This is a genomic window from Bradyrhizobium viridifuturi, assembly GCF_001238275.1.
In the GTDB taxonomy this organism is placed as follows: Bacteria; Pseudomonadota; Alphaproteobacteria; order Rhizobiales; family Xanthobacteraceae; genus Bradyrhizobium; species Bradyrhizobium viridifuturi.
The window spans coordinates 1-12,328 of record NZ_LGTB01000062.1; the positions used below are offsets into that span (position 1 = coordinate 1).

The window sequence follows — 12,328 nt, forward strand, 5'->3', positions numbered from 1 at the left end:
CTCAGGGAGCTCGCCATGAAGAAGGGTGCGTGGGCCAACATCCCACCAAAAAGCAACCGCAGTGGTCCGATCTGCTTCAGCCCGTATCTCTACCGCGCTCGCAACCATGTCGAGCGGTTCTTCAACAGGATCAAGCAATGTCGCCGGGTGGCGACGCGCTACGACAGATTGGGCGCCAACTACCTTGCCTTCGTTCAACTCGCGTCGATCAGGATATGGCTGCGCCTTAATGAGTCCGCGTCCTAGATGACAATGGACGCCACCCGAATAGGGGCGTGGTACTCACCGAAAAGCAGGTCTTGGATGACGGCACTGACAGAGTTCGCTGTCCTTGCCGCGGCGGATTGTCTCCGGCGCATCGAGCTGATGCTCGATCCGCGGCTAACTTCACCTTTGCTTTACCAGCTGCAGCGCTGCCCTGAGCCAGACAATCGACTGTTTTTCTTTCGTTATTTCTCTCGCTAATTGGAGATCACTTGATGCCCTTAAGCAATTCTCCCAGGACGGGAGCCTCAACCGTCTCCTGCAACAGCTTGCGGAAGGACACCGGTTCAATTTGGATTTCCTTGCTGTCACGCAGTCGAGCGATGGCGGCAAGTATTGTGCGAACATCGTAGGTCGAGTTGAAGACCTGTGGCACCCCGCGTTCGATGTCGAGAAGGGTGTAGACGGCCTCCATCGCGGTGCGAACCGAATACTCGGTTGTGAATACACAATCTCGCTCGGCCGCCTCGGCAAATTGTCCTATGAACGCGAAATTGGCAGCTCCTTTTGGCACGACATCCGGCCGGTCGCCCGCTCGCCTTGGCATAAAAAGGGAGGTGATGTAGGGCATCATGACTGGAACCGTTTTTGCGCCGGTCTCGGCGAGTTGCGGTATCTCGGCAATGGGCACACCAAGGTGATATAGCCATTCCTGCGTAACTTCAGCGCCTGTGCAGTCTTGCATCGGCTTCTTCACGAAATCACCGAGCTTGTTGACAAAGAGAGAATAGAGCCACACGATGATTTGGTCTTTTGGCTGATGCTTGAAGTGCGGCTGGCGGTTCACCGTCCAACTAAGCAGCCAACTCGAATCCTTCACCGTAACGATGCCGCCTGTGACGACCTTGCCGCCGAATGGATCACGTTTGGCGATCTTACGAATATAGTCTGGGATGCGCGTGTCCAAGGTCGTGATGGTCGCAGACTCCCACTTGGTCGCATGGATGTTGCCGCCGAAAACGTCAGGCCGCCCGAACGCTGTGCTTTTTTCCGAGATGCGTCGCCAGAGGTCCCATGCTGGAGCAGGACCTTCATTGAGCGTGGCGGGCGTGTGATGATCGCCGGTATCGGAGTTCTCCGTCAAAGACCCGATTGTCACAAAAACGAGATCGTCGGCGCAGAGATCGATTCCGTTGCTGGCCCCGTCTCTTTTGTAGTTGATGCGCGTGGCCTGATTGTATTCGGGCCGGATCGCGAAATCGACGTCGGTGACTTTGACGCCGAATTGAAAGTTGACCCCCTGCTTGGCCAGCCAGTTGCACAGTGGCAGGACAAGGGATTCATACTGATTATACTTTGTAAACTTCAGTGTACGGAAATCCGGGAGCCCGCCAATGTGATGGATGAATCGATGGAGGTAAAGCTTCATTTCCAGCGCGGAATGCCATTCTTCAAAGGCGAACATTGTGCGCCAGTAAAGCCAGAAATTGCTGTTCAGAAGATCCTGCCCAAAGACTTCATCGATGCGTTTCTTCTCCATGTCCCGAGGGTCCGCAAGAAAGATGGCGATCAAATCTTTTTGCGCGTTGCCGGTCAGGCTGAAGAGGCCATCTGTATGGGCATCCTGCCCTCTATTCACAGTCGCTCGTTGTAACGAGTAGTTCGGATCATCCTTGTTCAGCCAATAGAACTCATCGAGCACGCTGGCGCCTTCCAGTTCCAGCGATGGGATCGACCTGAACAGATCCCATAGACACTCGAAATGGTCCTCCATCTCCCGACCACCCCGAATGACGAATCCTCTCTCTCGCTGCTTGGCGCCGTCGAGCGCACCGCCCGGCAACGTCAGCCGTTCGAGAATTGTGATTCGGTTGCCTGGCATATGTCCATCGCGAATGAGGAACGCCGCACCGGCAAGTGCCGCTAGACCAGCACCGATGAACCAAGCAGTCTTCTTGTCCACAGAAACGGGCTTACGAGGGCGGGCAAAGGCTTCGTAGTTTCCGCTGCTGCAATACATAGCTTGTTTCCTCCGCTTGGTCAGCACGTCCATGGGGGTCATGAAAACATGTGCTCCGGCGCCGCGTGTTGATGCGGGACGCCGATTGTCAAGCCACCATCAAGGACTATCTCAGCACCAGTCATATAGCTTGACTCGTCGCTAAGCAGGAATGCGATCGCCTGAGACACTTCGATCGGCTGGGCAGCTCGTCCCAATGGAATGGGGAAAAGGGCCGGGTCCAATCTCTCAGTCATCGTCGTGGCGACGAGCCCAGGATGAACCGAGTTAACGCGCACGCCGGAGGCCGCGCACTCCAGCGCGGCAGACTTGGTGACACCACGCACGCCGAACTTGGAGGCGACATAAGCATGAAGGCCGGGGCTGCCTCGTAGCCCCTCGATCGATGAGACGTTGACGATAGAACCTCCGCCCGCGCGCCGGATTGCTGGTAGAGCGGCCCGGATGCCGAGGAACACGCCGGTAAGATTAACCGCCAGAGTCCTATTCCATTGATCGAGTGAAAATTGTTCGATCGGAGCCATGCTGGCGACACCCGCATTGTTGACGAGCCCTTGTAAGGCGCCAAATTTGCTCTCTGCGGCCGCAACTGCCATTGCCCACGATTTCGGCTCGCTAACATCCTGGTGCACATAGATGGCGGCATTTCCCAGTTCGGAAGCGAGAGCCTCTCCGTCCTCATCAAGGATATCAGTGACTACGACTCGCGCGCCCTCTGAAACCAACAAACGGGCATGGGCCGCTCCCATTCCTCGCGCCGCACCAGTCACCAGAATGACCTTCTCGTTCACACGTCCCATGATAGGGTCCTCGCCCGGGGCCATCGATCAGTTAGCTTGGTACGGCGCTGCCAACGAAGTGCAACAAATCAACAAGAGCAATGCGCATGCCAAAAGCAGGCTGATTGGTTAGACGAATCGGGCCGCTACATTGATCGTATCGCAGCGACCCACTCGGCCGTCGTGTTACACTTCCGACATCATGGGCTCAGCCGGACATTGGTTGAGACGGAGGCAAGAAGCGAGCGGCAGCTCGGGCGGAACTCAGTTCGCCATATCTTGCGAGCTTCTTCTGAACGGAAGGGGAGGGGGCGGTTCACGCGTTCGAAAGGAGATCGACAGATCGCAGCTTGGCATCATACTCCTCGTAAGTGCCAAGCATGATCTGGCCAACGGCCAAATTGTGCACGGGATCGATGACGGAGGGAGAGTCGTAAGTCAGAGAAACAGGACCCGTGAATAGTACTTCTTCGCCCGACTCATCTCGCCGGAATGTTCGGTCGGTGCACCACTTGACGAGCTGTGTTGCAGCTCCTTTTCCGGATGGCGTTATTGGAGGCAAATGCCGTATCGAATAGAAGTTGGTGTGTGTCGAGCACATCTGTCGGGCTGCTGTTCTCAGGCGCGAATCTGGCTGAGCAGTTATGGTCAGCAGACGCTTGCCTGCCGGACGCTCAAGTGTCCCTTGAATTAAGCCGCCCTCTCGAGTCAATGCGATGTGTGCAAACTTTTTGGGAGCTCCGAGCCCCTCTCGTCCGGAGGCGAGGGCAGCATCGTTCGCGGTCACATAGATGTAAGGAATATAGAAGCCGGTCTGCCCACCAGGATCACGAACCTCGATTCCAGAATACTGCTCCAGATATGGTCCGACGATGCTTGAGCGGTAACTTGCTATACCTACGACGCCCAGTGGGGGATTCGCTGCAGGAACTAGCTGCTTTGGTAATAGCCGCTCCACGTCGCTTGCAATTGTGAAGATGGCTTGAACGGCTTGGCAGTTAAGAAACGCGCTGTCATGCTCTTCATCGCCGTGATAAAGGGGCGCGTCGAACGGAATACCTCTGATTTCAGTCATTAATTATCCTCCGGTAGAGCGCCCCGCGGGCGCTTGGTGGAGTTCGCGAGATCGCGGAGGACGCACGATAGTGGTCATCCGTTATGATCTTCGCGAGACCCCATCCTGATCCTGGTTCACGACCGCGGACCTTGCGGTCGTCTTCTGCGAGACCGAGCTATGGATTCGTCCAGAAGCTAGAGCTTCACGCCTTTGGGAGAACGATGCGACAGAAGGATCGTAGCCGAATACGTTCGCGCTATCCCGCGTCCGGAGGCGCCCGTCGTACTGTAGCCACGAGTTTCATGCTCGTAGACGCTCATAATATCCGGCGGAGGCCGTGCGCAAATGCGGTTTCTGCCGCAGCAGCTCGAACGTGTGGTTTCATTGCGAACACACCAGCATTCATCTTTGAACAAGCGGACTCGCCGGACGCGAGTTCGCCCTACATCACCGGGCGAGTGGTAGTTTGAGCGGAATTCGGTGATGGCGTAGCGCAGCAAGTTGCGTGCCAGCCTCGCGATTGAGGCGCTTACCGGCCGACTTGTTGCGTCATGAAGTCTGGCAGCCGACCAACTCTGCGCAAGATGTTAGACTCGCTCCCGTTCGAAGCGAACTGCCTCGACCATCTCCTGGAGGGCGATCTGATGCGCGGGGTGAACTGCTGTTACTGAAGCCAGCGCAGATAGCGCTAAGCTGGCCGAAGGTGGTGACGTTCAACGTAAGCGCAAAAACCATCGCGTTATGCTTCGGAGCGAGTGTGCAGGGAAAGCCGCTATCACGGCAATATCGCAGCAAGCACGGAGAGATGGGTAGTTGAACCACTGGGGCAGCAAGCTGGCCAAATGCGTCGGTACCAAAAGGCCAAGCTCTCGCTCGCAGAGTGGCCGTCATCCTTCATGCCATATGGACCGACGGTATCAAATTCCAGGCAGTGATCCGGCGCATGAACTAGCTTTAACTTTAACCACGCTGCAAATCTGCCGGCTTGCTTCGAGCGGTCAAACATTTATGAGTTTCGGCCACGCACACCGAATCCGACGGGCCGATTCGGTTCTGTCCTTGAGCAGGTGACTGGGCCAGCGCGACTTGGCACTCCCAAGAGGGACTTGGTCGCCGCGACAAAGAGTGCTTCTACTCTAGTTGTCGCCCTGCAAAAACGGCGATTATCGAGTGCTACCGGAGGCGGGAAAGCTCGGTCGAGGAGGTCGAGCGGGCAACGTCTGGGACAACTCGGCGATGGAGAGCTTCTTCTCGTCGCTCAAGACGGAGCGCACCGCACGCAAAACTTATCGAACCAGGAATGAGGCCGGAGCAGATGTCTTCGACTACATTGAGCGGTTCTACAACGCCACCCGACGGCACTCGGCGATCGGCAATCTCAGCCCGGTTGAGTTCGAGCGAAAGGTGGGATTAGCTTAACTGAGCGGCTACGAAGCCGGCAGCAGCTCCATGCTAGACTGCCCGCTCGAAGAGAGGCAGTTGCAGCGGCTCGATTTAAAGCCTGGTGAGTTGATCGCTCTAAACCGCGATGAGGTTGATCCAATCATCCCGCGCCCTCGGCGTCACTGAGCACAGTTCTCTGTCTGTCTCGTTGTTCGATCTTATACAGTTGCGTCCGACTGATGACGGCCATGTCGGAATTTCGTCACGAATGGGCCGTGAGCCGCGCCCGACGTGGGATGAAAGTGCACCATCCCTACCGCATGCATCCTGCAACGGCTTTGGCACGCTGATTGCTGAGGCATGCACGGGCCTGGATGTTCATACGTTGACCTCCCATGGACAGCCAAGCCTTTCATAGCGCAGCCACGCACGGGCGGTTTTTAGACCCGGCCGCCCGTGCATCTTCTTCAGCCGTACGAACTCGGAGGAATTGCCGTGATTAGCCGTAAAGAGGCCTTGAAGAAAGCCAAAAAGGCGCTCGACGAATGGTGCGAAGGGAACATCTCGATGACCGACGTGCTTGATACACTTGCAGAGCTTCAAAGGACCATTTCGCTACCTAGACGGCCCTCAAAGCAGAAGACCAACGCAATCACGCCGGCTTGAACGATATCCGCGTCAGAAGTCTTGCAATCTCGTTATTTGCTTTCCTTCATTGCATTCTAGTTCGATTTGGCACGCTGGTTGCTGAGACATCTGTGGGCTTGGCTGCTTGAGTGATGCCCTCGCCAAGACGGCCAGGTCTCGACAGCAACTTCACGCACGGGCGGCCCTCACGTCGTCCGTGCGCTTTTCTGAAAGTGCGAGTAGTCGGCCGCGCACCTGCACCTAACCTTATGGCACGGCGCTTGCTGAGGAGCCGTGGGCTTGGCTGCTCTTCTTTCGCGCATCCCATGGGACGCCGAGCCCAGCGTAAGTTCGCACGGACAGCCTTTTAAGCCGTCCGTGCGTCCCCCGCAGGACTACATGCCCGCGCGGCTGAATGCGCCCTTCGCGGAGATCATGCCATGACCTATGAGCAGGCCTTCGAGAACGCTGTTGCGGTGCTGCGAGAATGGTCTGAGGGGCGAACCGAAATGAGCGTAGCGCTTGCCACGATCGCGGAGCTTATGGCGAGAAGCGAGCCACCAGAACAGACGCCCTCGGTTGGCTCTGACAATCACTCAGGGAGGTCTGCAGAAAATGGACAGGCTCAAATTCATACCCGCCTTCGAGGCCGCCATTCGCTCTGCCGATCCCGCCAAACTGGCCGTACTTCGAGAGACCATTCGCGAGCGCGGCGGCCCTGACGAGTTTACGGTGGCGAGCACCGAACTCATACGCAAGCATCCGCTCACGCTCTTTAGGCTGCTTACGATCATCTCCGACGCCGCACATGAAAAGCAACGGCCATGATCATCAACCCAACCTCTCGAAGTTACACCATTCTCATCGCGGAGGCGGCTGTCTCTGTTGTTCATGTGGTCTGCAGAGCATGGCGGCTGTACATGCGGTCAAATAGATCGGTCGAAGACATCGACCAAGGCGAAAAGCCTGCGCAATGGCCGCCCCCATCCGTCTTCGACGGCCTAATGCGCTCAGCGCCAACGTGCCGAAATGACTGAGGTGAGGTCCGCCATGCCGCCGCTCGTCGTAATCATCGCTTCGACGCACCTTGGCGTTTTAGCCACGATCAACATCACTGCTCAGCCCTCAGAAAATATAGATGAGTGCCGGAAGATGGGCGAGTCAGCGATCAAGGCTGCGACATTGAAGCCCGGCTTTTCTGCCGCCTATGTCTGCCACGACACTACTCTCCAGCAAGGGTTGTCGGGCGCGTTAGGCATCGTTGCCTACATGCAGAAAGAGGATGGCAGAGTAACGATCCTAGAGGGCCACATGGCGACGCTATCAGACTGCAGGATTGCTGGAGTGGCAGCAGTTGCTGCTGCGAGCAAAATTGCTCCCAATACGACGGCTTGGGCTTGGGCCTGCTACGACGTCGGTAGCTTTGGACGGTGAAGCGATGAACATTACCAGCCTTCGCGCATGATGATTTCCGGTTTACGACCATTCGCCAGCGTCTTGGAGCCCTTCAGACCACTGGCTATAGCCACAAGAGGCCGAGTGCGACCCGAATTCCGCAGCGGTGCGTCTCGAACCAATTGCCCAAAATGCTTGATACTTGACCGGTCAAAAGCGAATGGATCAAAGTGGGGAAGTCTTCGAGAGAGCTGGTTGGTGCAAGGCTTACACCCCAGGGCACTCAGGGGTTGGGGCGGATAGAATAGAAGGAGTCATGATGGTCCTGAAGGCGTATATGGGACTAGATCAGACGAGTCGCACACGTAAACATGGTGTTACCAGCCACTCTCTCGGGCATGCGAAGCGGAATTCTCTTCTAGGATCGCGAATGATAACGGAGTTCACGTTAGTACCAGCCCACATAGAGACAGAATGCGGTCCAGCCTGCCATTACCAAGATGGCCGTTATGTTGATCTGCTTTTGCGTCATGGTACGTTCGCGGTTGCGCCTTGGTCGAGCTCCGTTCGGTGGCGATTGACAAACACCAGCAGCTCAAGGGTTGTCGTGCAAAATCCGCGCCGCCGAAGACGGCGTATCGCAGCAATTGTCGGATTGAGGCGGGGGCGCGCAGCCAGACCGTGGTTTGTTCAGGTGCTGTATCTAAGCTCGCTGCATGACGACCTGCTTCGTGAGCCACTTGATGCGACTGGGGCGCGCTATTGGTTTGGCAACAATGTCAAGATGATGGTGCCGCCGCTCGTCGAGCTCGTGAAGCGACTTCAAATCGGCGGAATGAGAGCTTCCGCCGCAGCAGACAGCAATCGTGGCTGATGACGCGACATGCGCCGTGCGGCGAATATTTCGCGATTCGGGCGCGGTGTCATGATGTCAGCGCGGATGAACTGCAACACGCGCGGCCACTTCAACTCAGGAACTGAACGACGATGGCAATGGGTACGATTAAGAAATGGATTGACGATCGCGGCTTTGGCTTCATCGCGCCAGATGATGGCGGTGCTGACGTATTCCTCCATGCATCTGCGCTGCCGCTGAGCACGGTGCCCGAGGTGGGTGCGCGCGTCTCGTTCGAGGTCAAGCTCGACCCGCGATCGGGCCGGATGCGAGCGCGCGACGTGCGGATCGCTGAGTGACGAGTGACTCATGAGCGATCATAAGAGCGGCATCTCGGTCGTGCTGAACAACGAAGTCTCGCAGGTTCTTAGTACAATCATGCCGGATCGCGCGAGGCTCGCCCGCAAGGTCCATCGCATGTAGCGATGCTTGCCGACCTGATCGACGCCAGCTCGCTTCCCGAATCGGCCTACGCCTTATTCTGCTCGCCGGCCTCAACGGTAAAATCGCAGATCTCGACAAGGAGATCGCGCGACGCGTTCGAGGACGAGGTATTGCGCAGGCTGATGACCGTTCCCGGTATCGGTCCAATCTCTGCCACTGCGATCGCCGCTCTGGCACCGCCGGACGACACCATCGCCAGGGGCAGTGACTTCACCGCTTGGCTCGGCTTCACGCCTCGTCAAAGATCGACAGGTGGCAAGCAAAAGTTCGACGGAACATCCAAGATGGGCGAACGCACGCTACGGCGCCTCCTGATCATCGGTACACGACGAGTCGCGCACGTAAACATGGTGTTGCCAGCCACTCATGCCCCGGCCGAGGATCTGCGCGCCATCCTGCACTTTCCGTCATAACGTGTTGTAATTCCGTATCGAGTAATTCCTCCTTCTTCAAGTCTGCAGATTGCGTCAGGCAACCTACAAGGGTTGGCAGGCGGCTAACACAACAAGCTTAAGTATCCTAATGGCCTCGGTCGAGCACTGCGGGGACATCCCAGACTAAGGAGATTGCAGATGAGCCTACAAAAATCGTCAATCAAAGCTGCGACGCTTGCCGTATTGCTCATCACGCGTGTTGGCCCGGAGCCGAATCAGTAACGGACAGATCGTCGCGGTGGCGCTACTGGCGGGCAGACCGTCGAGGTACGCTACGCAGAGTCCGTTTCTCAACGGGCTCGTGATTTCCTCGTCTTCCGATGGCGAGTTCTCGAACGCCTTACAGACCGTGACGACCGGACCTTCAGCGGAGCGGGTGGCCTGAACGTGGTGGGGGCGTATACGTAAACGCAGGCCACGGCGCATTGATCCCACGGCGGCGGGAGCTGGCCACTCCTGTCGGCGCCGCCGCCTGCTCGACGGGGTGCAGCACAGATGGACGAAAAGCTGGAGTTCCTGCCATCGGTCTGCACAGTGCAGCGGTGATCGCGCGCGCCAAGTTGTTGACTGGCCTTCCGGCCGCGACGAATCATGGTTTTTCATCTGGGAAGTACAGCAGTGACTGAAGGTGCTCTGGGAGGAGCATATCTCTCCGAGACGCCAAGAATTCATGAGACGGCCGCAGGCATCATGACAGACGGTATATGCATATGAGCACCAACCTTGTGGTGCACGAAGCGACCAACACGCTCCGGCTGGTCACACAGGCGTACGTGAGCCTTCTCCTCGTCGCCTTCGCCCTGATGCCTGCCCAGTTCATCGCCTACCTGTTTTTCCAGCAGGATCCCGCGTTAAAATTCGAGAATCACCTATTCCACGAATTCGCGATTGCCGTCGCCACCCTCGAAGGGCTGTTTGTCACCTATGTGACGTGGCGTTGCTACCAAGCTTCAGGTGAACCTCTGTTGCGTTGGTTGACCCTGGGTTTTCTCGGCTTCGTGCTGATCTATTCGCCCCACGGCGCCTTCACCGGGATGGCACACCGCAATATTTGGTTGTTTCTTCTCTATGGGCCGGCGTCGCGTCTTGCGATGTCGATTCTGCTCTTCGTTGGGCTGTTCAGCTATGACCAGCCCTCAGACGAGGTCGAGAAGCGCTCCGATACGCGCACATGGCTGATGTGGATCGGTCTGTTCCTGACGATGGACATCGCCGTCGGCCTGATCGCCTACTCCCCCTATGCGGGGCATGCCGCGGTACGCTTGTCCATGGAAGGTGGCGCACTGGTGTTCAGCGCGTTGAACGTTGCGGCCATGCTGATGCGACGGATTCAGGCGCCGCTCATGCTCATTTTCGGTATTTCGGTCGCGTGGTTTGCCCTATCGTCGCTCGCATTCATTCTGGCGGCGCCCTGGAACCATATGTGGTGGCTCGCCCACGCGATCTTCGCTGGCGGGTTCTTCCTGCTCAGCTATGGCGTTGCGCAGGCTTTCCGAACGACGCAATCATTCTCGACCATCTACAGCCAGGAAGAAATGACTGCCCGCCTGGCCGAGTCGATGGCCGAGACGCAAAGGGCGCTCCAGCAATTGCAACTGAGCAATCAACGGTTGGAACGCCTTGCCGCCACCGACCCACTGACCGGTGCCGGAAATCGGCGCCATTTCATCGAGCAAATCAGCAACGAGATCACGCGGGCCAAACGAAGCGGAGCTCCATTATCTCTGCTGTCGATCGACCTCGATCATTTCAAGGATATCAATGACTCACGTGGTCACAGTGTCGGCGATGAGGTCCTCCGCGCATTCGTCCGAAAGTGTCTGGAGGCGATCCGCCCTTACGACTCTGTCGCGCGCGTGGGAGGTGAAGAATTTATGGTGTTGCTGCCGGGCGCGACGCTCGACGCCGCTTGCGCGGTAGCCGAGCGCCTTCGATCAGCCATCGAAGGCGCTGCGTTCGACGTCGGAGCCCAGCCGTCGGTTGGCGTCACCATCAGCGTTGGGGTGTCGGAGTTCGGGCGCGATGGAGACACGCTTGACGGATTCCTGAACGTCGCCGATCAGCGGCTTTATCGCGCAAAATTTGAGGGACGCAATCGTGTGATTGTCGGGTAGGCCATCGTTCATTCACGCGCGTAGCCCCTGACGTTCCGCGCCGTGACGATAGTTACTCGGCTTCATTCTCCAACTCGGACCCAGGACTTCAAATTGCCATTCGCTAGTGATTCATCAATTTTCAACATTCGCGTATGAGTTCGCCGCAGGAGGATGCCAATATTAGAATTGGACCACTAACTTGCCGAGAGTTGTCATGTCGGCGATTGGTACGGCATTATTCAACAGTCTTCGTTTCGAGGAGCGTTCTGGTGACTTCTGCGTCGACTGGACGCGGAAAATATTCACTCGACGATCGATATCGACGACGTGGTCAGCGAAGGTTCGGCTGTCATGAGTGTGCGAACGCCCCGATCAGGGGTATTGCACGCTGATTGGTTCGACTGGCGTAGTTCTGCCACAAGAGATGCCATAGCTCTTTTTGAGGGCGTCGTTCTCGCCTCGATCTTGGTGTATGTCTATGAACTTGGTACCACTATCGGGCCTGCGCGCTACGGATCTCGAGGTTGAAGTTGCAGGGTAACTTAAATCCTCTGCGCACGATGAGGTTTCATCAACGTGTGCTCACAGGGCGGGGCCGTCCAGATGTTCGACCCCCTTCCAATACTCTCACTCATCGGAGGCGGAGATCGAGAGGTTCGAGGCCGTAGCTGTGCTCCGTTTGAATTGATGGTGTATTAAATTGAGGTAGTTTAGGAGACTTGGGAGCGTTTTCAACTGTATGTGGATCACTACGCGTACCCGGCATGTCGAAAGAAGTTTGCACTGCTTGGGGGCAACGTCTTGACAAACTTTCCTATCAGCCTAACCGACGTTGTCACGGGGCGTGCGGGTCGCCGCAGCGCGCACTATGCTCGATCTCTGCCGACGTAACGTGATCGGAAATTGTTCTAGCCTGCCGGAATAAACACGAAGATTGATCGTCCGGCGATTCATGCGTGTACGACGCAGCGTATCGCATCGCGCCACTAGACTG

General features: G+C 57.0%; 10 protein-coding genes and 2 pseudogenes. 8 read left to right on the forward strand and 4 right to left on the reverse strand.

The annotated features are described in order from the left end of the window. Positions 1-246, forward strand: a pseudogene (locus tag ALC15_RS37665) (IS5/IS1182 family transposase); the annotation flags it as partial. Positions 247-472: 226 nt separating this feature from the next. On the opposite strand, the gene ALC15_RS37670 reads toward ALC15_RS37665, so the two are convergent. From ALC15_RS37670 to ALC15_RS42595, 3 genes are all read right to left on the reverse strand, one after another. Next, complete coding sequence (locus ALC15_RS37670; protein WP_050631670.1) at positions 473-2,224, reverse strand: oleate hydratase; 1,752 nt, start codon at positions 2,222-2,224, stop codon at positions 473-475. Between the two features lie 38 nt (positions 2,225-2,262). Further along, a complete protein-coding gene (locus ALC15_RS37675; protein ID WP_050403065.1) occupies positions 2,263-3,024 on the reverse strand; it encodes a glucose 1-dehydrogenase in 762 nt (253 codons plus the stop codon). A gap of 295 nt (positions 3,025-3,319) precedes the next feature. Further along, positions 3,320-4,078, reverse strand: coding sequence for an acetoacetate decarboxylase family protein (locus tag ALC15_RS42595; RefSeq protein ID WP_094194369.1), 759 nt, complete (start codon positions 4,076-4,078; stop codon positions 3,320-3,322). A gap of 1,188 nt (positions 4,079-5,266) precedes the next feature. Here ALC15_RS42595 and ALC15_RS37680 point away from each other — a divergent pair. The 4 genes and pseudogenes from ALC15_RS37680 to ALC15_RS37690 all read left to right on the forward strand — a co-directional run. After that, positions 5,267-5,479, forward strand: a pseudogene (locus ALC15_RS37680) (IS3 family transposase); the annotation flags it as partial. Between the two features lie 459 nt (positions 5,480-5,938). Then, the gene (locus tag ALC15_RS45660; protein ID WP_157860978.1) at positions 5,939-6,109 is read left to right on the forward strand and encodes a hypothetical protein; all 171 of its coding nucleotides are present in this window, start codon (positions 5,939-5,941) and stop codon (positions 6,107-6,109) included. Between the two features lie 576 nt (positions 6,110-6,685). Then, positions 6,686-6,898: a hypothetical protein gene (locus ALC15_RS37685; protein WP_095732600.1), complete on the forward strand. Its 213-nt coding sequence runs from the start codon at positions 6,686-6,688 to the stop codon at positions 6,896-6,898. A gap of 222 nt (positions 6,899-7,120) precedes the next feature. Next, the gene (locus ALC15_RS37690; protein ID WP_050403032.1) at positions 7,121-7,504 is read left to right on the forward strand and encodes a hypothetical protein; all 384 of its coding nucleotides are present in this window, start codon (positions 7,121-7,123) and stop codon (positions 7,502-7,504) included. 783 nt (positions 7,505-8,287) lie between these two features. Here ALC15_RS37690 and ALC15_RS44625 read toward each other — a convergent pair. Further along, positions 8,288-8,542 carry a hypothetical protein gene (locus ALC15_RS44625; protein ID WP_162240542.1) on the reverse strand — a complete coding sequence of 85 codons (255 nt, stop codon included), beginning with the start codon at positions 8,540-8,542 and terminating at the stop codon, positions 8,288-8,290. On the opposite strand from ALC15_RS44625, the gene ALC15_RS37700 reads away from it, so the two are divergent. The 3 genes from ALC15_RS37700 (at position 8,459) to ALC15_RS47375 (ending at position 11,352) form a co-directional block, all read left to right on the forward strand. Next, positions 8,459-8,659 (forward strand): cold-shock protein, encoded by a 201-nt coding sequence (locus ALC15_RS37700; RefSeq protein WP_244486440.1) that lies wholly within the window; start codon positions 8,459-8,461, stop codon positions 8,657-8,659. The genes ALC15_RS44625 and ALC15_RS37700 overlap by 84 nt on opposite strands. Before the next feature lie 126 nt (positions 8,660-8,785). Then, positions 8,786-9,217 carry an IS110 family transposase gene (locus ALC15_RS48035; RefSeq protein WP_050631661.1) on the forward strand — a complete coding sequence of 144 codons (432 nt, stop codon included), beginning with the start codon at positions 8,786-8,788 and terminating at the stop codon, positions 9,215-9,217. Between the two features lie 731 nt (positions 9,218-9,948). Further along, on the forward strand, positions 9,949-11,352 hold the full coding sequence (locus ALC15_RS47375) for a GGDEF domain-containing protein (RefSeq protein WP_050399929.1): 1,404 nt from the start codon (positions 9,949-9,951) through the stop codon (positions 11,350-11,352). Positions 11,353-12,328: the final 976 nt, after the last annotated feature.

Coding starts and splice junctions, on each gene's coding strand:
- ALC15_RS37675 (WP_050403065.1), bottom strand. CDS start 3,024: ATGGGACGTGTGAACGAGAAGGTCATTCTGGTGACTGGTGCGGCGCGA.
- ALC15_RS47375 (WP_050399929.1), top strand. CDS start 9,949: ATGAGCACCAACCTTGTGGTGCACGAAGCGACCAACACGCTCCGGCTG.
- ALC15_RS42595 (WP_094194369.1), bottom strand. CDS start 4,078: ATGACTGAAATCAGAGGTATTCCGTTCGACGCGCCCCTTTATCACGGC.
- ALC15_RS48035 (WP_050631661.1), top strand. CDS start 8,786: ATGCTTGCCGACCTGATCGACGCCAGCTCGCTTCCCGAATCGGCCTAC.
- ALC15_RS37690 (WP_050403032.1), top strand. CDS start 7,121: ATGCCGCCGCTCGTCGTAATCATCGCTTCGACGCACCTTGGCGTTTTA.
- ALC15_RS37700 (WP_244486440.1), top strand. CDS start 8,459: ATGGGTACGATTAAGAAATGGATTGACGATCGCGGCTTTGGCTTCATC.
- ALC15_RS37670 (WP_050631670.1), bottom strand. CDS start 2,224: ATGTATTGCAGCAGCGGAAACTACGAAGCCTTTGCCCGCCCTCGTAAG.
- ALC15_RS44625 (WP_162240542.1), bottom strand. CDS start 8,542: ATGGAGGAATACGTCAGCACCGCCATCATCTGGCGCGATGAAGCCAAA.
- ALC15_RS37685 (WP_095732600.1), top strand. CDS start 6,686: ATGGACAGGCTCAAATTCATACCCGCCTTCGAGGCCGCCATTCGCTCT.